This window comes from Veillonella sp. R32, from assembly GCF_010093125.1.
Lineage (GTDB): Bacteria > Bacillota > Negativicutes > Veillonellales > Veillonellaceae > Veillonella_A.
In genome coordinates this window covers 13,253-35,432 of record NZ_NMZQ01000012.1, presented here as the reverse complement: position 1 = coordinate 35,432, position 22,180 = coordinate 13,253, and the positions used below count along the sequence as shown (strand labels likewise).

Below are 22,180 nucleotides of genomic sequence, written 5' to 3'. Positions count from 1 at the left end.
TTCGGTTTGTATGGTTGTTTTCTTAGACGACAATAGCCCTCTTGATTTATACGAAATCCCATAATCTTGGTTATGAATGGCTTCACCACTGGTTAAGGAAATGTCCTTACCGGCCTCTAATTGTACTGCACCGGCTTCACTTTGTACGGTGGCCGCTTTAGCTTGAATCGAATCACCCGCTACCACAACTAGGTCTCCTGCGGTTTGGATGATAGCGCCATTATCTAACCGGTCATAACTGTGGGAGTAATTCTTCGCATCAAGTACAGTCGCCTTCTTAGAGGACACGGTATCAGCCATAAGAGATACAGTCTGTCCCGCTTGTAAGACAGTACTCCCATTCGTACCTAAATTCTGTAACACAGCACCTTGGATAGTCAAATCTTTCTTAGCACCTAATAACAATACTCCTTCATTACCCGTTACAGCAATACCTGCTGTTTGGTTATACGCCTCTTGGTTCTTATATTGATTAATCGTATTATGAATGGCTATATCCTCGTCAGCCAATAGCTGTACTCGATTTGTTCCTCTAATTTGCCCTGTTGACTCTATATTGCCCGTACTATTTGCTAAGATAGAGCCTCCAGCAATAAGGCCTGAGTTACGAATAGAACTACCTGTTAAGACAAGGGTATCCCCCAATAGAGTCCCCTCATTTTCAATGGCTTTCGTCGTCTTCACCACTAAGTTCTTACCCCTAATAAGGGACCCATCAGTTTCTAAGGTCATCGTCTGTCCTGGATGCATATATACATGAGGATAGAGCACTGTATAGGTTTCACCATTAACAGTAACTTCTTTAGATTCAAGCCATACAATATCACTAGTTAGCTGTGCCATTTGTTCTTTGGTTAGACTTACACCCATCGTGAGGTTATATTGTTTGGCAAACGCAACCCCTTGATCCATAAGGGCTTTATAGCCCTCTTCGTCATTCGAATAGCCATCAATATATCGCTTGCCCGTAAGAGCCATCACTTGATCGCGAATAAGGGATTGTTCATAGAAACCATCGCCTAATTTTTTCTGAACTCGATCTGGATTCCAGCCTAGTTGGTATATCATGTAATCTGACGACAAAAATTCTTTCTTATTCGTAAAGCGACTATCTGTTTCCACTAAGTATTTAGCAGTACTTTCAGGGTGCACGAAATATAGGCTTGGTAACGTAATCGGCTCAATCGGTGCCACTCGTGCTGTCACAGAGGTATTATCCGCTTGCGCTTTCGTAGGTGTAAACGGATCAAGCACCTGCGCTACATCGGCTCGTTTACTAGCCGTAATATCTTTACCGGCCGGTACTGTATTCGTATGAGATAGTTCACCCGCTTGCCCTAACGCTGCTGGGTTTCCTAATTGTATAGTAGGCGTAACGGCTACTTCAGAGTTATAGCCACGACGTCTGGATTTATGTGGCCACCCTCGTTTATAGGTATAACTCGATTGATCTGTACCAAAGGTATATGTCATTTCTTGGGCTTTTACCGTCGGATTCTCTAAGGCCCCTGTAATCGTCATATCACTACCCGCTACGAATTTACTATTTTCATTAAACACATCCCCATGAATCGCCATAGTCTGCCCTGAGCGAATCAATCCATTTTGATTGGATGTCATAAATACATTCGATTGCAATATATGACGCCGTTGGATGGTGTACGGATGAATAGCTGGGGTTTTATGGGCTTCGTTATAGGCCCGCACTTCCTCATTGTAGGCCCTAATCTTAGGATTCAATTGGTCAAATAAGGCTTGAAACTGTGCATCCCAAGCCGCCTGATTAGGATCACCATCCACAGGCCGTGGCGTACTCATAGGTGTTATACCAAACTGCGCAAAAATAGGATCATCATAATCATAATTCGGCATATATTTACCAATTAAAGCAGGATCAGGTGGTTCTACACCAGCTAACCGTTCCTTTAAAGTTAATTTTCGTACCGTATCATATTTAGCTTCATCCAATTCTTCTTTTACTGTTACCGTTGTACTATGAGTAGCCCCATACCCACTGCCTAAGCCGCTAAACTCTTCTTTAGGAAATGACTGTCCTTGTTCAAAATGACCCACTTGGTCAATACGAATCATATCACCCAATTCAGCTTCCTTTGTAATTTTTCGTTCACTAGAAAAAGCCGTATTGGTATTACGTAAACTAGGGGTAGTCAGTGTCATCTTACCAATGGCTTCTATAGTAGCCCCAGCATTTTCCATGGAGTGTTTACCTACCAAGGTCATATCTCCACCACTATAGATGAGGCTATGATTCGAATTACGTAAGGTATCGCCTGTAATCGCCACTGAAGTGCGCCCCGCTATCGTTCCCGCAGGTAACGTCGCTAGCTGGGTCGCTATATCCTTTACGACGGCTAACTGCGTCTCATACTTTGCGGTTTCCTCTGCTATCTTAGCTTTATAGGCCGCTTCTTCATCACGTGTAGTAAAGCCCGTAACATCCACAGCAAAGGCCGCATTAAGAGCCGTTTCCCGGACTTTTAATTGTGCCAGTTCAGTCGCTAGCTTAGCTTCTAAGGCTTTGTCCGTATAATTATCTAGCGAACTCGTTTCCATATGTATCGCTTCACCATAAATACGGCCCATACTATGATTCGTTATCGTCTGACTCCCTATGGTTAGTTGTTGGTCAGCTTGAATAAGACCTACATTATCAATGGTTGCTACCTGTAGATCCACATCACGGCCATTACTTTCTGCATGGGCTCCTTGCACCATTCCCTTAGCCTGAATTGTAAGGGTGCCACCAGCCTCTATATTTTTTTCATTATCAATCGTTCCCGTAGTCTTTATGGTTACATGTCTACCAGCCGAGGTAATACCATACCCGTCCACACTATTTCGATTCGTAATATCACCCGTCGTAGTAATAACCGCGTCAGTTCCTGCGGCTAGTATGCCATCCAATTGCACCGATGGGGTCGTAACAGTAAGGTTCCCTTGCGAAGTAATGGTACCTCTAGTATTTTGAAGCGCTTCTTTAGCCTGTATGGTTGTAGCCTCTATACTTGTAATACGACCAGATTGGTTATCAACAGTCTGACCAGACATAGTGGCAGTTCCCTTTGCCGTAACTTGCCCCCGTTCATTCGTAATATTGGGCGCTGTTACATGTATATCCCCATCACTCACTAGCGTCCCCTGCGTGTTAGTAAGGGCTTCCTTAGCGGTCAATGTCATATCTCCTTGGCTACCTACATAGCCGTCTGTATTGTTTAATCGCTGTGTATTGACCACTAACTGTCCACTACTTAATACTTGGCTCTTGGCGTTATCTACCGCTACGGCCGATACGTTGAGATGGCTTTGTCCTGTTAGCTGTCCCTCTTCCGTAAGACCGGCCGCTACAAGCCCTCCATTGGTCAGACTATCCCGCACCACAAGTTTCATAGCCCCCTGAGAGCCCCAGGTGTTATGTGTAGCTAACGTACCTGTAGTCGTCTGTTGCGCCCCCTTTGCATACACGGTGCCTGTATTAGTAATTGTTTCGGCCTGTAGCTCTTGATTCTGTCCGCTATAAATCGTACCACTATTAGTAAGAATTGGACTCGTAATGGCCTGATCCTGCTTAGCCTGTACAGTCCCCGTATTTGTCACCATATCAGTAACAGCTATTATTTGATGACCTTGACTATGTATTGTACCTTCATTCGCTACACTGGTAGCCGTCAAGTGCTGATTCCCATCACTATATATGCGCCCTTGATTTATGACATGGCGCGCCTCTACAATCTGCTCAGTGTTACCATATATAGTGCCTGTATTCGTTACATCTTGCAACGTCAATTGCTGGGTTCCTTCACTGCTGATGACACCACTATTGGTGAGATCATGTCCTGTAATAGTTTGCCCCGCCTTAGCCACCATATGTCCACTATTTTGTACCTGCTCAGCCTGTATTTGTTGTATTTCTTCAGTTGCAAGGATGCCCGTATTCGTTAGATTGCGAACTGCAATCGCCTCTGTGCCCTTACTTTGCATATAGCCTGTATTATGTAAATTCCCAGCCGCATCTAGGGTTAGGGTGGTATCAGACTCTATGCGTCCCGCCATATTAACACCCATACCACGCGCCGTGCCAATAAGCATAATACGATTTGCATACATCCCTCCTATAGCTCCTACGTCAAGGGCTACGCCCTCTTGCTCAGCAGTACCTATTGGCGTCGTCCCTAACGTTTCGTAGGTTACTTGATTAGCGCCTGTGATTACATTAATATCTTGCCCCCAAACACCAGCATTCATTGTAGCTGCTCGGGTTAAGATATCTAATTTGCTAGTCGTTCTTGCATCAAGGCCTGTTCCTTCAACCGTAATCTGGCCCTTTGTTACCTCTAAGCGTTGTAAATTGCCTGTCGCATCAAAGATTGGCTTACCTGTTGTCAACATGGCCTGATTCGTATTAATAAAGCCACCCCCATTGACGGTAATACCATTAGGATTAGCAATAACTACGCTGGCCTTAGAACCCGCTACTTCTAAAAAACCATTCATAGCCGTTGGATGGGCACTCGTCACTTCATTCACAATAATCGTAGCTGGCCCTTTTACCATATTTTGGTTACCTTGTACAAAACCAGCTAGCTTAGTCTCTGACAGCGTATAACTATTATTTAAAATAGCCCCCTTAGCAGGTACATTGAACGCTTCATATTGATTTCGTGATACACCACTAGCCGTAGGCGCTGTAATATTGACTAAGGGTACCCCATTCGCTGTTTCTTGCACCAATGGTTGGTGCACGGCAGGTGCCTTTGTATCCGGCATAATCGGTGCCCCTAATGCACTCATAGGCTCTACCAAAAATATACCTAATGTAATCCAAGCCGTAATCTTACGGCGTAATGCTGTTTGCTCCGTATTCTTACTCATACTGCGTCCCCTTTAAAATGCATAATATACCATAGCAGCTACATCAGCCCGCTTAGTTGGATACCCCTCTGGTTTATATATAGGGGCTCCTATGTATACATCATAGCCTACCCCTGACTTAAACTGACCCCGCATACCTAACGCCATCCCGGCAATGGTTCGGCCTACTAATACATCCGTACTCACACCATACACAGCGCCTACATCAAGGCCTACATACACCTCACTTTGTAACGAAGGAATACGGCTGGCTAACTCCTGTTGTATATACCAGCCATGTTCACCTGATAGCGTATATTCGCCATCAAACCCTCGCACAGTATAACGATTCCCTAAACTAATTTGATCTACCCCATATAGTCTTGCATGCCCTGCGGTCCACTGTCCATGAAAATTCGCCCGATAAGCGGCTGGTCGATGCCCTAAAGTAAACGGTTTCGTATACTCTACATCAAAAAGCCACTGATGATACCGTGTGCGTGGTGTATCGGGCCCTGCTAACTCCTCTTGAGCCCCTAACCAACCGACACCAAGTTTCTGTCCAATCCGAGTATATAAAGTAGCATTGCCTATATAGGTACGACTAGATAGCCCCAGCTCTAAAGCGGTAGTATTTAATGCCTGTACCGGAATTTCTAAGTCATTAATATACACATGCGAACTCCGTTTATGAACCGTCACATCATACGCGGCTTTCGTATGTTGGGACCGATGATATACATGATCCCATGTGAAAGGAGCCGTATGTACTCGGCTACGACTTATAAAATCATAGGGCTGACTCATTACCTGTTGATGGTAGTTATACGCCCCATACGACAACGAAAAGGTATCCCAACCGCGCGGAATAGAATAACTGAGACTTCGATTCCGGGTACCACCTTGATAGCCCATACGCTCCCCATCAAGACCTAAGTTGCCCCGCAATATATCGTTATCCCCCAATGCCTGGTCTAATGCTACTGCTAGATTAACTTGTGAGCGTCCTGTACTACGCAGCCCCGAATTGTCTACGGATATAATCCCATGCGCTACATGCCCTGTTTTAGTCACAGTTAATTCCACATTCGTTGTCCCTACCGTATCGCCCGGCACAAGCTGCATGGTAACATCTTGTGAGCTAACCCGCTTCATTTGTTCTAGCCCTTGTTCTAACCGTCGTACATTTAAAATATCTCCTTCCCGAATCGGAAAGGCAGACTCCCACGAGGGTGTCAAACTCCCTTCACTATAAAGCACACGACCTAAGCGCCCAGGCAATAAGGTTAACCGTAAAGTGCCAGACTCAATATTTTGCTCCGGAATACGCACCTGTGACGTAATAAAACCACGATTAATCAGGGCTTCGTTAAGAGATTTCACAAATACTTCTATGGCTCCCACATTCATAGCTTGCTGTTCACCATTACGAAGTAGTGGTTCTAAAAAGCGAAACTCTCCCTCTAATACATCGGTCTGATTTTCATCACCCAGTTCAATATGAGTAATAAAAAAAGAAGGCCCCGTCTCATCTACTGCATTGTCTGCATCAGTGGACGTACGGATACCTTCTATCTCTACTCGCTTTGTCTGGTTTCGTTCATTACGAGCCTCTGCTCGTTGCCGCGCCATTTCTAATTGTTCTTGCTGTACTACATTCGGTATCGCTGAATCAGCGGCACTTACTGGTGCAATTCCCCATACAGGCGCACTAATAGCCATAACTACAGCCATGTTAACCCAAGCCTGCTTCATAATAACACTCCTAACCTCTTACTTAATCAATATATTTTCTACCTATATCTATTCTATTTATGACAATTTTATCTCATATATGAACATTTGTCCATCATTATTTTTTCATAAAAATCAAACTATAACGTTTTGTATAAAAAAAGAACCGCACAATTGTGCAGTTCTTATGGTGGAGATAAGCGGGATCGAACCGCTGACCTCTTGAATGCCATTCAAGCGCTCTCCCAGCTGAGCTATACCCCCATGCATTACTTCTATATATTACTAAATACATGAGGGGGATGTCAATACAATCCAAATTATAAAATATATTTAAATCAGTATCTATCATCGTATAAACTGACTAAACACATAATTCCCATGTTTAGCCCCTTCCCTTGTTAAGCACCAAGAATCTTCAACTTGTTGCAGTAAACCTTGTTTTGTTAATTGTTCTAATTCCTGTCCAAAAATAGCAAGCAAAGATTGATTAAAACGGTTTTCAAAATTACTTTTAGATAATCCCCATTTAGTACGCAAAGCTAAGAAACAAAAGTCTTCTACAGCTCGGGTTTCAGTAATCATTTCTTCAAATACTACTGGCAATAAGCCTTGACGCAATCGATTTATATAAGGGACTACATAAGGTTCATTATTACGTCTTACATTTTCATAAAAGGAATAGGCGCCTGCGCCAAAAGCTAAGTAATCTTTATATTGCCAATAGCGTAAATTGTGATAACTATAAGCCTCACGATTGGTAAAATTTGAAATTTCATACCGTTCAAAGCCATAAGTAGCTAATTGATCAAGCATACAATCATACATGGCTTCATTTTCATCATCACTAGGCAATGTTAACATTCCTTGCGTCACTTGTTTATGAAGGTTTGTTCCTTCCTCTAATTGTAACCCATAAATAGAAACATGGCTCACGCCTAAATCAACCAAGGTTTTAACATTAGTTTCAATGTCCTTAAGATGTTGACCCGGTAATGCATAAATTAAATCACCACTAACAGACTGAAAGCCTACTTCCAACGCATCGTAAATAGCTTGTTTAGCCATACTAGCCGTATGACCGCGTCGTAATATAGTTAATAAATTATCATCAAAGGTCTGTACACCATAACTCAAACGTGTAACACCTAGGGATTTTAAATCATTCAAATAGGACTTGTCTATTTCTCCAGGATTCGCTTCCATAGATATTTCAATTACATGATTACACGGATACTGTTTGTACAGCACGTTTAATATTTGTTCAATTTGTGCAATGGACAATTGAGTCGGTGTGCCCCCACCAAAATATATAGTTTGTACGGGAATCGATGTGCTTGCTGGATATTGTTTAGCCCATAATTCGATTTCACTACATAGAGCCTCTACATAATCCTCATAATAAGCTTCTAGCCCTTCATAAGAGGCAAAATCACAATAAGAGCATTTTTTACGACAAAACGGGATATGAAGGTATACCCCCATATCCCGTGTATATGACGTCGTAAAAGAGGCCGTGCCTGTGTTATTCATACACAAACTCCTTTTTATATCGTCATCAGTATTGACGCCTTCATTTCAGCCTATACTGATTTATTTATCGTCAACTTTAAGAATCGCCATGAACGCTTCTTGTGGAATTTCAACGCTCCCTACCGCTTTCATACGTTTCTTACCTTCTTTTTGTTTTTCTAATAATTTACGTTTACGGCTAATGTCACCACCATAACATTTAGCTAATACGTCTTTACGCCAAGCCTTAACCGTTTCACGGGCTACAATTTTATTACCCACCGCTGCTTGAATTGGAATTTCAAACATTTGACGAGGAATTAACTCTTTTAATTTTTCAGCCAACGCACGACCACGCATAGCCGCCCGATCTTTATGGACGATAATACTCAGTGCATCCACAGGCTCACCATTAAGGAGAATATCCATTTTAACCATTGGTGAGGTCTGATAGCCAATCAATTCATAATCGAGCGAAGCATACCCTTTAGTAGCTGATTTTAACTTATCAAAGTAATCATAAATGATTTCACCTAATGGTAAATGATATACGATAGATACACGAGTTTCATCTAAATATTCCATGGATTGGTATTCGCCACGTTTATCTTGGGACAGTTCCATAATGGCCCCTACAAAGTCTTTTGGTACGATAGTAGTGGCTTTAACATATGGTTCTTCAATATAGTCAATTTCCGTTGGTGGTGGTAACTTTGCTGGATTATCAATTTCAAGCACTTCACCATTTGTTTTGTGCACTTTATAGTTAACGCTTGGTGCGGTGGTGATAAGCGTTAAATTATATTCACGCTCTAACCGTTCTTGAATAACATCCATGTGCAATAAACCTAGGAAACCACAACGGAAACCAAAGCCTAAAGCAATCGATGTTTCAGGTTCATATTCAAGGGCCGCATCGTTAAGATTTAATTTTTCTAAAGCATCACGCAAATTATCATAATCTTTACTATCTGTTGGATATAGACCACAGTATACCATAGACACCGCTTTACGATACCCTGGCAATGGCTCAGCCGCTGGTGCATCTGCTTTAGTAATGGTATCACCTACATGGCAATCCCCTACATTTTTAATGCTAGCAGCTACGCAACCTACGCTACCACAGGTCAATTCGTCCACAGGTAATAAATTAGGGGTAAATACACCTAGCTCAGTGACTTCAAAGTCTTTATTATCATGCATCATGCGAATAATGTCACGTTTTTTAATAGACCCTTCTTTAACACGAACGTAAGCAATAGCCCCTTTGTAAGAATCAAAGCGAGAGTCAAAAATCAAAGCACGAGTTAGCTCATCCGATTTATCTGGGGGTGCCGGAATACGCTCTACAATGGCTTCTAAAATATCTTGAATCCCAATCCCTGATTTCGCACTGGCTAGAATAGCATCTGATGCATCAAGACCGATAATATCCTCAATTTCCTTCTTTACCCGCTCTACATCAGCACTTGGCAAGTCAATTTTATTGATGACAGGAATAATTTCTAAATCATGTTCTAAGGCTAAATAAACATTCGCCAAGGTTTGTGCTTCAACCCCTTGTGCTGCATCTACCACTAACAAAGCCCCTTCACAAGCGGCTAAGGAGCGTGATACTTCATAGCTAAAATCAACATGACCCGGTGTATCAATTAAATTTAACGTATATTGTTTACCATCTTTAGCCGTATGTAATAGACGAACCGATTGGGCTTTAATGGTAATACCACGTTCACGTTCTAAATCCATAGAGTCCAATACTTGGGCTTCCATCTCACGTTTAGTGAGTGTTCCCGTTGTTTCAATCAAACGGTCGGCCAAGGTGGATTTGCCATGGTCTATATGGGCAATAATACAAAAATTGCGGATATGCTCAGTGGACATCAAATTACCTCTCTCTAACAAACAGTTTCGATAACGCCTCCTCCAAGGACTTGCGTGCCGTCATAGAATACGACCGATTGACCTGGCGTGATGGCCCGCTGTGGCGTTTCAAATACAACTTCCATCGTTTCATCATCTAATATACGAGCTACACATGGTGATGGGTTCGCTGCATAGCGAATTTTCCCTGCTGCATGTAACTCTTGTGGAATAGTACCTGATAAGAAGTTATAATGCTTACAAATCATACGATTCGTAAATAAACTTTCATCAGGACCAACAATTACTTCATTCTTTTCACCATCTAAACGAACAACATACAAGGGGTATTTATAAGCAATCCCTAGACCTTTACGTTGCCCAATAGTGTAATTAAATAAACCATTATGTTGACCTAAAATTTCACCATTTTCATGAACAATATTGCCTGACTTAGGTGCTGTTGTCAACTGTTTTTTAATAAACCCTTGATAGTTATGATTTGGCAAGAAACAAATATCTTCACTATCTGGTTTATTCGCTACTGGTAAATCACGATCATTCGCCATTTCACGAGTTAAGGTCTTCTTTTGCGCCCCTAGAGGGAACATAAGATGACTTAGAATATGTTGATTCAAAGTATATAATACATAGCTTTGATCCTTCGAAGGGTCATCCCCTTTATGAAGTTCATATAATTTTGTCGCTTCATTATAACGAACTTGCGCATAGTGACCGGTTACCATGTGCGTAGCGCCTAGTTCTAAAGCTCTGTTTAATAGTAAATCAAATTTTATATTTTTATTACAGAATACACAGGGATTCGGCGTGCGGCCAGCGGCATATTCATTAACAAAATAATCTACCACATTATCATAAAAAATATCCCGAGCATCGACTACATGATGCTCAATACCAAGAAAATCACACATTTTCTTAGCATCGGTTACGGCTAATGGCACATCATCTGGATCCGTGTCACTTACCCATAAACGCAAGGTAATACCAAATACCTTATACCCTTGTTCTAACAGCATCGACGCTGTTAAGGAGCTATCTACGCCCCCACTCATTGCAACTGCTACAACGTTTTCCATGCTTTCTCCTTCTGTTGGTCGCTTGACCTGTACAGTAACTCAATATACATGATACAGAGTGAAAGTCCGAATATGTATATACTGACTCAAAAAATAAAAATGTAGATACAGAATGCTTTAAAAACTAAAGCAAAAGATAGTATAACACAAAATAGGTCTAATATATAGAGATATCTAGAAATATCCTGTAAAAGGCGACTATTCTCTATGCGCTAAAATTTCTTCAGCAGCCCCTAAAATGCCTAACATTGAATGTTCAAACACTAAGCCACCTTGCATAAAAATAGTATAAGGTGGACGAACGGGACCATCAGCACTGAGTTCAATCGAAGAACCTTGTACAAAGGTACCACCCGCCATAATGATTTGGTCCGTATAACCAGGCATATCACCAGGTACAGGACGAACATGGGCATCTACCGGAGAATAGGCCTGCATACCACGGCAAAATTGTTCCATTTCTTCCGCATTATGAAGATTAATAGCCTGAATTAAATCAAAGCGAGGGGAATCCACTTTAGGGAATACTTCATAGCCTAACAAAGTGCCTACGGCGGCTGTATATACAGCCCCTTTCAAGGCTTGTAATACTACATGGGGCGCTAAGAATAAACCTTGGAAGAATAATCGATAGCCTGGTGAATAGGAGCCCATATGATCACCTAAACCTGGCGCCGTCAACTCATACGCTACATCTTCTACCAGCTCTGCTTTACCAGCTACATAACCACCGGTAGGCGCAATGCCACCGCCAGCGTTTTTAATTAAAGAGCCTGCCATAATATCAGCGCCATGTTCTAACGGCTCCGTCGTTTCTGTAAATTCACCATAGCAATTATCGACAAAGCAAAGAGTCTTTGGATTCTTCGCTTTTACAGCTTTACAGATGATTTCAATATCGGCAACCGATAAAGGCTCACGCGTACTATAGCCACGCGAACGTTGAATTACCACTACTCGTGTATCTTCTGTAACCGCTGCTACAATGCTTTCTAAATCATACGTATTGTTTTTTAATGGCACTTCTTTATAGATAAAACCACGTTCCACTAACGAATTCCGCACAGAATGGGGTACACCAATTACGGATTGCATCGTATCATAAGGAGCCCCTACGGCATATACAAATTCTTTGCCCTCTTTACCACTACCTAGTAAGGCTACTAGCGTTGTTGCAAGGGCATGGGTTCCTGATACAAAATGAGCCCGAACTAAAGCTTTTTCTGCTTTAAATACATGGGCAAATACTTCATCCAGCTTTTCACGGCCACTATCATTATAGCCGTAACCGCTAGTGCCATTGAAATGATAATCACTCAATTGGCATTCTTTAAATGCTTCTAATACTTTCTTAGTGTTATGTAACGCAATAGGTTCAAACTGTTTAAACTGTGGCTCTGCCATGCGCAAGGCTTCGTCACGAATACGATCTAAATTCATTCTATATAAACATCCTAACTGAAAATAATAAATAGATTAATCTGGTTCTACTAATAGCCTATAAAAAATTCAAGCCAAAATAGATAGTGTTGCGTTCTAATTGTAATCACTTCACTGACCTATCATTAGCTGTGTTTGAATAAGCGCCATAGCCTCCTCATAAATAGAGTCACTTGTTCTCTTGTCGCAATCTAGCCAAGTAATATAAGGCATCCGTTTATACCAAGTAATTTGTCGCTTCGCAAAACGTCTTGTGTTCTGCTGAATGGCGCTAATGGCTTCGCTTTTAGTACATTGACCTTGAAAATAAGCAACCACCTCTTTATAGCCAATTCCTTTAAAAGCTTGGCAATGAGGTGATACACCACTGTCTAACAAGGCCTCTACTTCTTCAAATAACCCTTGATCTACCATGATATTAACTCGTAAATTAATACGCTTGTATAATTCCTCACGATTACGACGCAAGCCCATAACCGGTCCTTCATAAGATAAGCCTGCTTTTGTTTGATGTATGAGGGCCTCATAATTCCCTTGTTCCATCAACTCAATAGCTCTAAACAACCGATGTTTATCAGTAAAACGTAGCGTAATATTACCTTTAGCAGCTAATTCGTTACCATAAGCCAATACAGCTGACTCACCATCCGTTTGCCACATATGTTCTAAACGCTCGCGAATACCTGTATCTGGCCCCTCTACAGAGAAATCAAATCCTTCCAACAAGGATTGAACATAAAAACCAGTACCGCCTGATAAGATAGGCATTTGTCCTATTTCATGAGCTGCTGTAATGGCTCGACTAGCTTCATTTTGAAAATCCGCTACGCTATAGCTATCTTCAGCATTCCGAATATCAATCAAACGATGTGGTACCCTTCTCAATTCTTCAGCGGTTGGTTTGGCCGTACCAATATTCAACCCTCTATATATTTGATACGCATCCCCTGAAATAACTACGCCATTTAAAGCCTCTCCTAGGCGTAAGGTTAACTCAGTTTTGCCCACCGCTGTTGGCCCTAAAATAGTAATTAATGATTCCATGGATGCCTCCTTACTTACACCTTATACACACCATAGGCTACATTGCTATAGGTGCCACCTTCTATATAAGAAGGCTCCCAAGTTTGAAACACCAAGCTAAACGGGCGCTCTTTAATGATAACACGGTTACGAGCCACTCTTTTGGCTTCCTTTAGCATAGTCTCAGTCATAGAGGTGGCCAATACATGACCACGAAGACTCAAAAATTGTGGGCTTTCTTTTACAGGTACTTCAAACATGGGGTCAAAATATACCACATCAAAACTATTAGTACTCGCTTGTTGTAAAAATGTTTCATAGCGCATAGCACAGACTTGAATGCGACGCAAAGCCTGTGTAACGGCTTCTGATTTATGAGTAAAATGGCGACACCCATAATTAGTAATATAAGCTAATAGAGGATTGCCCTCTAACGCTACTAGACGACTAATTTCTGGTCTTGCATAAGCCACTAACAAGCTATCACTCCCTAAGCCGGCCGTACAATCCAACAACGAATGTAGTGGCTCCAAACCTAAGGCTTCGATTAAATGATCTCGTTGTCCTCTATCATAGGCAATGATACGAAGCTGTGCCATGGACAAGTGAAATTCATGAGCCTTTCCTTCGCCAGTGTATAACTTTGGTCCTTGTTTACTAACAATGAGAATGTCTTCGCCCTCATGTTGAGCTTGTAAACGAGGTAAAGAAAGACCTTTGCGAGCTACATAGGGTAATTGTAAGAGCTTAGCCACTTCGTTAGCCTTAGCTACTTCCTGGTCTTTGCCTTTTTGTGAAATTGTTACAATCGCCATCATTAACTCCGCAAAAAGAGTTTGCCCAATTCTTCTGGGGTAAACTTAATAATCGTAGGACGACCATGAGGACATACATAAGGTTTATCCGTATGAAATAAGTCTTCAATGAGTACCGCCATTTGATAGGTATTTAGATTATGACCGGCTTTAATAGCACCACGACAGGATGCATAGGCTAACATTTCATGACGCAACTGTGCTTTAGTAGGTTCTTGAAAATCTTTTAACAACGAGAAAACATAGCGAAGTATCTCTTCCCCTTTGCTTTCCACTAAATCAATCGGTAACCCTTCAATTTTTAATTGAGTCGGTCCCCCTTGCACCACTTGAAAACCGAGGTTTAACAGCGTATCACCTTGTTCTTCCACAATAATTAATTCCTCTTCATTAGCTTCTACGTATTGTGGAATCAGCAATTCTTGCATAGGGATTGCCTCAGCAGACTTACATAGGGTATCATAGCGCACACGCTCATGCGCTGCATGCTGATCGATAATATAAAGATTATCCCCTTTTTTAGCCAAAATATAGCAAGAAGCCACTTGACCTAAGGGTAATAACCCCGTTGTATTAACTGGTAAAGGCTGTTTACTACTTGGTTCATATTCGCCAGCAGGCACATTTCTATATGTATTAACACCCGTTTCAAGCTCCGTTGGCTTATCACTAGGAGCTGTACTTTGCTCACGGCGTAAGTTAGCCGCTAGTTGACGAAATTTTTCTTTATCTTCCGTAGTATAGCTTTTAGGTACAAAACCTTCCGTGAAATCACCGGACTCAACCCAAGAGCTTTGCTCATAGGTTGTGCGCTTAGGTGCTTCATAACCTTCTGCTCTCAATTTCTGTACAAAGTGTTCCGTCTTTTCACGAGCCACCGAAGACAATTGAGGACGATTATATTCTAAATCTACCACAGGCTCACGGTCACCTAATAGATCAATATCATTTAACTTTTCAAGGCCTTGCTTAGTAAAGGACTTATCATAATTAACAGCGGTTGTAATACTATCAGGTGACAATGGCCCTTCGCTATCAGCCCAAGGAGCCTCACTAAGACCTTGTTGCTGCAGTGGATTCTGCAAAGCCTGTAAAACAGCATGATATACAGCTTTAAATACAGGCTTATCATCTTCAAATTTCACTTCACTCTTACGAGGATGGACATTAATATCCACCGTACCTGGTGGCACCGTTATAGTCAAGAGCACTAATGGATAGCCCCCTTTAGGCAGTAATGCATGATACGCATTATCGATTGCCTTCGTAATCGCTTTATCTGAAATAACGCGATTATTGACTACCACAGTTTGCCAAATACGACTACTCTTCAATAGCGTCGGTTTACTAACAACCCCTTGAATCGTAATCCCTTCCGATTCATAGGCAATAGGGAAAATATCATCACTCACTTTATAGCCGTACAAAGCGGATACTGTATCGATTAAATTACCATTCCCAGGCACAACAATACTGACTGTATCATTACTAATTAGCTTAAACGCCACATGAGGATTACTTAAGGCTAATTTGCCGACAATATCTTGAATTTTAGCCCCTTCCGTACGGTCCGTTTTTAAAAATTTACGCCGTGCGGGAGTGTTAAAAAATAAATCTCTTACTTCAATCGTCGTTCCTGGTTGAGCCCCAAAAGGCAAACAATCCGTAAATTTGCCACCATCAATTAAAATGCGTGTACCCAATTCCTGATCTACCTTGCGAGTAGTCAAACTAAAATGGGATACGGAAGCAATACTGGCTAACGCTTCGCCACGAAAGCCTAAGGATGCAATGTCAAATAAGTCATCCACCGATTTTATTTTACTCGTAGCATGACGAAGAACCGCTAAGCGTGCATCTTCTTCGGTCATACCAGAACCATTATCAGTAACTCGCATATAACTAGTGCCACCATCAGCGATTTCCACTTCGATGGACGTAGCACCTGCGTCTAGGGAATTCTCTAGCAGTTCTTTGATTACCGAAGCTGGCCGCTCAACCACTTCCCCAGCTGCTATTTTATTAATTGTTACTTCGTCAAGAACATGAATCAGTGCCATTACTGGCCACCTCCCTTACGGGCTTCTTCTTGCAATTTGTATAGTACATTTAATGCTTCAATCGGTGTTAAACTCATTACATCCACAGCTAATAAATCGTCAAGCACAGAGGTAGTGAATAAATTAGCATTCGTAGGCGCACCTACCGTGCTTTCTACTTGTGTAGCTGCCTGGCTTGAAGCGTTCATCGTTTCACCAGTTACGCTAGCTAAAGCATCAGCTTCTTTGGATTCAGCGCTACCTTCTAAAGCACTTAAAATAACTTCAGCCCGTTTTAATACTGAGTTTGGCAAACCTGCTAATTTAGCGACATGGATACCGTAACTGCGATCGGCGCCACCTCGTACAATGCGCCGTAAAAAGACAACATCTTTCCCTTTTTCTTTAACCGCTACGGTATAATTCTTTAATTTTTCATATTGTTCTTCTAAAGGAATTAATTCATGATAGTGAGTAGCGAATAAAGTCTTGCCATGAATGTGCTTACAAATATATTCCACCACCGCTTGGGCAATACTCAGACCATCAAAAGTACTAGTACCACGACCAATTTCATCAAGAATAAGCAAACTATTGGCCGTTGCATTATTGAGAATATAAGCTACTTCTTTCATTTCTACCATAAAAGTACTTTGGCCCGTCGAAATATCATCACTAGCCCCTACACGCGTAAAAATACGGTCTACTGGGGAAATAACAGCCTCACGAGCTGGAATGAAAGAACCAATTTGCGCCATAATCATAAGAACTGCTACTTGCCGCATATAGGTAGATTTACCGGCCATGTTAGGCCCTGTAATGAGTAAAAATTCTTCCCCATTATGATTTAAAGTCACATCATTAGGTACGAACACTTCTCGTTTTAAAAACTTCTCAATCACAGGATGGCGACCATCACGAATGGTGATTTGCCCATTCATAGTCATAGTAGGACAAATATACTGTTCTTCATACGCCACTTGTGCAAGCCCCGATAATACATCCAGATTAGCTAACGCTCTAGCGGTAGCTTGAATTGGTTTTACCGCTTCTTTTACAGCTTCGCGCAATTCTTGATATAATTTTTGCTCTAAGCTGACAATTTTATCCTTAGCGCTTAAAATATTCACTTCAAACTCTTTTAGTTCTGGTGTTATATAACGCTCAGCATTCGCCAACGTTTGTTTACGGATAAAATAATCTGGCACATCAGCCGCATTAGCATGAGATACTTCAAAGTAATAACCAAATACTTTATTGTAACCCGTTTTTAGGCGAATCCCAGTCTTAGCGCGCGCTTCTTCCTCTAAGCGATGTAGCCATTCTTGACTATTGGAGGCTAAGGAACGTAAATCATCTAATTCTTGATTATAACCATCACGGATAACGCGACCATCTTTTAAGGTCAAAGCAGGCTGGTCTGCAATAGCGCGAGCCAATAAATCATACACTTCGCTGTGACAATCAATTTGGCTCACTACTTCTTGAAGTAAGGTTCCTTCAAAAGCACCAGCAATGGCCTTTAATTCCGGCAAGATACGTAGCGATTCACGTAACGATGTAAAATCACGAGGTGAAACGGAACCAGTTTCCACACGAGCTAAAATACGCTCAAAGTCAAAAATTAATTTTAACAATTCCCGTAATTTGCCTTGCTCTGTAGGTTTAGCAATTAATTCCGTTAAAGCCATTTGACGACGCTGAATATGCTGAATATCCATAAGTGGACTTTCTACCCATTGCTTTAAAAGGCGAGCTCCCATAGGCGTCAACGTTTTATCTAAGACTTGAAGTAAAGTCCCCTTCACGCCACCATCCCGTAAATTATGTGTCACTTCTAAATGGCGTAAACTGGACGTATCCAGCACCATGCGATCACCAATCCGTAACGGATGAATATAATTAATATGGGAAATATCGGTCTTAATAACCGTGGCTAAATAGGTCAATAAGTACCCAAGCCCTTCCAGCACATCTTCTTCTAAAAGGCCTGCTTCGGTAAAATGAACCATCCCTTGATTGCGTACGTCTTCAATAGCTAAGTCCGGTGTAAAAGGCGATAAGGCCACTTTATCTAATTGTACATCAATAAAGTCTTGTAACTCTTTGCCTAGAGGCATAGCACTAACGGTGACAATTTCTGATGGACGATACATAGCTAAGGCATCATAGACGCCACTTTGCCGTTCACCATGGCTCATGCGATCCCAAATCACTTCACCAGTGGATACATCACAGAAAATAAGAATTAATGCTTCGTCCGTGCGATAAAATAAAGCTAAAAAGTTATTTTCACGTGCTTCCGTACCATTTTCCGTTAGCACTGTGCCAGGGGTAATTACGCGAATTACATCGCGCTTCACAATGCCCTTAGCGGTCTTAGGGTCTTCCACTTGCTCACAAATAGCTACTTTGTAACCCTTCTTGATAAGTTTTTCAATATAACCTTCCGCCGCATGATACGGCACCCCACACATGGGGGCTTTCTCTTCTTCACCAGAATTTCGACCAGTGAGGGTAATGTTAAGCTCTCTTGAGGCTGTTAAGGCATCATCATAAAAGAGCTCGTAAAAATCGCCTAAACGAAAAAATAAAAGCTCTTCTTTATATTTATCTTTTATGGAAAAGTATTGATCCATCATGGGCGTTTGTTTTTTGCTCATGTACGCCTCCATTTTCTAACATAAACTATTTGCCAATCATAGCACTCACAATATCTAAAATCTCTTCTTAACTAACAACCGTACCGTATAAAATCCAAGTCTGCGCTTTATCTACCCGAGCCTTCACAGTTTGGCCAATAGCCAGACTTTCGTCTTTAGGGAATAAAATCATCTTATTTCCCGATGTACGACCAAACCAAACATTTTCATCATTACGACTTGGTCCTTCTACTATAATTTCATAAATTTCCCCTTCCATAGCTTTATTAAGCTCTAAGGAAATTTCGTTCTGCACATCCATCAATGCTTGTAAACGAACCCGTTTCACTTCTTCCGGCACTTGATCGGCCATAGTAGCCGCTGGTGTACCAGACCGTTTAGAAAAAATAAATGTATACGCCATATCATAGCGCACATCTTTTAATAATTGCAACGTAGCTTGAAAATCTTCTTCCGTTTCTCCAGGGAAGCCTACAATTAAGTCCGTCGTCAACGTTAAGCCTTTAATCTTTTCACGGCAGTAGTCAATAAGCTCTTTATAATGTTCTACAGTATACCGACGATTCATCTTTTGTAAAATACGATTGGATCCTGATTGAATTGGCAAATGCAATTGCGTTACCACATTAGAAGAACGACCTAAGGCATCAATCATTTCTTTATTCATATCCTGCGGATGGCTTGTCATATAGCGAATCCGTTCGATTCCAGGAATACCATCTAAGGCATCAATTAAATCACCAAAATGAGTACCGTCTTTAAAATCTAAGCCATACGAATTGACATTTTGCCCTAATAAGGTAATTTCTTTATGACCACTAGCACCTAATTTCTTTACATCTTCTACGATGGCGGAAATAGGTCGACTAATTTCGCGACCACGTACATGCGGTACGATGCAATACGTACAGAATTTATTACAACCATTCATGATGGGTACCCAAGCGGAAAAAGTCCCCGTAGGCTTAGCTTCTAATTCATGAAGCACAGAATTATCCATTTCAATATTAATTTGATGTTTATGCGTCCGTTGCACTTCTGCTACCATCTCATTAATATGACGTAAATTATGAGTCCCCAATACGATATCAATATGAGGTGCTCGTTTAAACATATCAGCCTGATTCTTCTGCGCCATACAACCAGTAATAGCAATGATTAAATTCTTATTTTTCGCTTTTAAATGTTTTAATTCGCCAATGCGGCCATAAATTTTATGTTCCGCTGTTTCACGAACACAACACGTATTTAAAATAATTAAATCCGCCTCTTCAAAATTATCGGTACTTGTATAGCCAGCTAACTCTAGCTGATGTGCTAGGCGCTCAGAATCACTTTCATTCATCTGACAACCATAGGTAAATATATAGTACTGCTTCATATCGTCTCCTTAGATTTCCTTCTTGTTATTGTTAGCTAAAACTAGCCTAATTTAGGATTTACCACATTGTCTACAACAATAGATAAACGCTCTACGGACATGCCCGTAATATATTCTATCTCATTAGATATAGCTTTATGCATATCATTCATAATTTGTTTCACTGGACGACCTTTATACACCGATACGCCCATATCAAGCAACAAAGCGTTTGTACCCTTTGAAGTTTTTTTAATCTTAATGTCATCGCATTCAGCCATACCTGGCACCTTAGATAAACTATTCTTAATAAGTGCTTCAATAACCTGATCAGAAAAAGTTAACCGTCCATAGTAACTAAATACAGGTCGCACTACGGATTTTTCAAAATCTTCAGGCGTCCCACCACTTGATTTAGAGGAACGGGTACGGCGTAATATAGATTTGATAGGATCAATTAAATACCCCTTGAAATGAGGTTTTAATTCCATAGTTGGTACGGGAATAATATGCTTCCCCTCTTTTAAGCGAGCACTTTGGGCTTTTTCAATTTCTTTAGAAGATGCAATGTCTTCAATATGAATATAACGGGCTGGTTTACCAATCCCTAGGGCGGCCGAAATTTTGCCCACCATATTTTCAGAGGTCCCTAAAATCAAAATCCGTTTTGGCTGAATAATATCAAGCTGTTCACGAACTGAACGAACTTGCTCCGGATCCTGAAAGATAGCCCGTCGCACCGCTTTAAGACGGCTTTCTTCTTTTTTGGCAGAAAAACCGGCCACTATACGATTGTTATGTATTAAAATCCCATCATCAATAATACATTCTGCATTATTCTCATGGGCTACGACTAGCGCACGATGGCTTTTACCAGTACCACTAGGACCAACAAAGGCAATAACTTCCATAGTCTTTTCTCCCTATACGCTCTACGACCGTAACACATGTAAAAATTCGGCTACATCTTCACTTTGAATTAAATAATCGCCAATCGCTAATGGTTCTTTATCTTTAATACCATGATAATCAGAACCACCTGTAATCAAGAGCTTATGTTTATTCGCTAAGTGACGAAAGGCTGCTGAGTCTCCTTTACTATGTTTCACATGATACACTTCCATACCGTCAAAAGGTAACGTCAATAATTCATGCACATCTTCTTCCGTGCGAATTAGAATAGGATGGGCCATAACGGCCAATCCATTCGCCCTATGAATTAAGTCAATTACATCGCTAGGTTCTGCTTTGAACTTAGGTACATAGCAAGGACTGGTGCGATGTAAAATCGTTTTAAAGGCTTCACTCACGGTATTAACATAGCCTTTTTTAATGAGCAATTGCGACAAATGAGGACGACCTAACGAATTAGCATGAGGAAACATAGCTTTTAATTCTGCTACCGACACGTCATAGCCATTAGCAGCACACAAATCAATCATTTTAAAGATTCGAGACTGTCTTGACTCTTTGAAAAAAGCCATATAATCTAGTAACTCTTTATTGGTGTAGTCAAAGGCATACCCTAAAATATGTACATCCCCATTATGATAGGTGGAACTAAATTCACAGCCTGGAATCACAGTAATATCAGGATCAGGATGTTGTAATAGCTCCAATGAGCCTTCTATCGTATCATGATCGGTTAGAGCCATAATTTTTATTTGAGCTGCTTTATTAGCCTCACGTAAGTCTAAAGGCTGCATAACGCCATCGGAAGCAGTACTGTGCATATGAAAATCAACTAACATATTAATTACCTCCT

General features: G+C 41.2%; 13 protein-coding genes and 1 tRNA gene. All 14 read right to left on the bottom strand.

The annotated features are described in order from the left end of the window. Positions 1-4,890: filamentous hemagglutinin N-terminal domain-containing protein (locus tag VER_RS03715; protein WP_162099539.1), on the bottom strand; the 4,890-nt coding region annotated here is incomplete at its 3' end. Between the two features lie 12 nt (positions 4,891-4,902). Beyond that, positions 4,903-6,624: a ShlB/FhaC/HecB family hemolysin secretion/activation protein gene (locus tag VER_RS03710; protein ID WP_162099538.1), complete on the bottom strand. Its 1,722-nt coding sequence runs from the start codon at positions 6,622-6,624 to the stop codon at positions 4,903-4,905. A 167-nt stretch (positions 6,625-6,791) separates the two neighbouring features. Further along, positions 6,792-6,867 (bottom strand) — tRNA-Ala (locus tag VER_RS03705). Positions 6,868-6,951: 84 nt separating this feature from the next. After that, entirely contained in the window at positions 6,952-8,136 is a 1,185-nt protein-coding gene (gene hemW, locus VER_RS03700; RefSeq protein WP_162099537.1) for a radical SAM family heme chaperone HemW, read from the bottom strand. A gap of 60 nt (positions 8,137-8,196) precedes the next feature. Continuing rightward, positions 8,197-9,999: a translation elongation factor 4 gene (lepA, locus tag VER_RS03695; RefSeq protein ID WP_162099536.1), complete on the bottom strand. Its 1,803-nt coding sequence runs from the start codon at positions 9,997-9,999 to the stop codon at positions 8,197-8,199. 14 nt (positions 10,000-10,013) lie between these two features. Next, a complete protein-coding gene (mnmA, locus tag VER_RS03690) occupies positions 10,014-11,075 on the bottom strand; it encodes a tRNA 2-thiouridine(34) synthase MnmA (protein WP_162099535.1) in 1,062 nt (353 codons plus the stop codon). A 198-nt stretch (positions 11,076-11,273) separates the two neighbouring features. Continuing rightward, positions 11,274-12,515, bottom strand: coding sequence for a methionine gamma-lyase family protein (locus VER_RS03685; protein WP_162099534.1), 1,242 nt, complete (start codon positions 12,513-12,515; stop codon positions 11,274-11,276). Positions 12,516-12,626: 111 nt separating this feature from the next. Next, positions 12,627-13,559 carry a tRNA (adenosine(37)-N6)-dimethylallyltransferase MiaA gene (miaA, locus tag VER_RS03680; RefSeq protein ID WP_162099533.1) on the bottom strand — a complete coding sequence of 311 codons (933 nt, stop codon included), beginning with the start codon at positions 13,557-13,559 and terminating at the stop codon, positions 12,627-12,629. Positions 13,560-13,573: 14 nt separating this feature from the next. Further along, entirely contained in the window at positions 13,574-14,353 is a 780-nt protein-coding gene (locus tag VER_RS03675; protein ID WP_162099532.1) for a class I SAM-dependent methyltransferase, read from the bottom strand. A 2-nt stretch (positions 14,354-14,355) separates the two neighbouring features. After that, positions 14,356-16,413 (bottom strand): DNA mismatch repair endonuclease MutL, encoded by a 2,058-nt coding sequence (gene mutL / locus VER_RS03670; protein ID WP_162099531.1) that lies wholly within the window; start codon positions 16,411-16,413, stop codon positions 14,356-14,358. Continuing rightward, positions 16,413-19,055 (bottom strand): DNA mismatch repair protein MutS, encoded by a 2,643-nt coding sequence (mutS, locus tag VER_RS03665; RefSeq protein WP_162099530.1) that lies wholly within the window; start codon positions 19,053-19,055, stop codon positions 16,413-16,415. The genes mutL and mutS overlap by 1 nt, the downstream gene beginning before the upstream one ends. A gap of 67 nt (positions 19,056-19,122) precedes the next feature. Continuing rightward, positions 19,123-20,436, bottom strand: a complete 1,314-nt coding sequence (miaB, locus tag VER_RS03660) for a tRNA (N6-isopentenyl adenosine(37)-C2)-methylthiotransferase MiaB (protein ID WP_162099529.1) — start codon at positions 20,434-20,436, stop codon at positions 19,123-19,125. A gap of 41 nt (positions 20,437-20,477) precedes the next feature. Continuing rightward, positions 20,478-21,326, bottom strand: a complete 849-nt coding sequence (locus tag VER_RS03655) for a hypothetical protein (RefSeq protein WP_162099528.1) — start codon at positions 21,324-21,326, stop codon at positions 20,478-20,480. Between the two features lie 21 nt (positions 21,327-21,347). After that, complete coding sequence (locus VER_RS03650) at positions 21,348-22,166, bottom strand: PHP domain-containing protein (protein ID WP_162099527.1); 819 nt, start codon at positions 22,164-22,166, stop codon at positions 21,348-21,350. Between the last annotated feature and the right edge of the window lie 14 nt (positions 22,167-22,180).

Excerpts from the sequence above, each read along its gene's own strand:
- hemW (WP_162099537.1), bottom strand. The coding sequence starts at position 8,136 with ATGAATAACACAGGCACGGCCTCTTTTACGACGTCATATACACGGGAT.
- VER_RS03685 (WP_162099534.1), bottom strand. The coding sequence starts at position 12,515 with ATGAATTTAGATCGTATTCGTGACGAAGCCTTGCGCATGGCAGAGCCA.
- mutL (WP_162099531.1), bottom strand. The coding sequence starts at position 16,413 with ATGGCACTGATTCATGTTCTTGACGAAGTAACAATTAATAAAATAGCA.
- miaA (WP_162099533.1), bottom strand. The coding sequence starts at position 13,559 with ATGGAATCATTAATTACTATTTTAGGGCCAACAGCGGTGGGCAAAACT.
- VER_RS03710 (WP_162099538.1), bottom strand. The coding sequence starts at position 6,624 with ATGAAGCAGGCTTGGGTTAACATGGCTGTAGTTATGGCTATTAGTGCG.
- miaB (WP_162099529.1), bottom strand. The coding sequence starts at position 20,436 with ATGAAGCAGTACTATATATTTACCTATGGTTGTCAGATGAATGAAAGT.
- mnmA (WP_162099535.1), bottom strand. The coding sequence starts at position 11,075 with ATGGAAAACGTTGTAGCAGTTGCAATGAGTGGGGGCGTAGATAGCTCC.
- lepA (WP_162099536.1), bottom strand. The coding sequence starts at position 9,999 with ATGTCCACTGAGCATATCCGCAATTTTTGTATTATTGCCCATATAGAC.
- VER_RS03650 (WP_162099527.1), bottom strand. The coding sequence starts at position 22,166 with ATGTTAGTTGATTTTCATATGCACAGTACTGCTTCCGATGGCGTTATG.
- VER_RS03655 (WP_162099528.1), bottom strand. The coding sequence starts at position 21,326 with ATGGAAGTTATTGCCTTTGTTGGTCCTAGTGGTACTGGTAAAAGCCAT.
- VER_RS03675 (WP_162099532.1), bottom strand. The coding sequence starts at position 14,353 with ATGGCGATTGTAACAATTTCACAAAAAGGCAAAGACCAGGAAGTAGCT.
- mutS (WP_162099530.1), bottom strand. The coding sequence starts at position 19,055 with ATGAGCAAAAAACAAACGCCCATGATGGATCAATACTTTTCCATAAAA.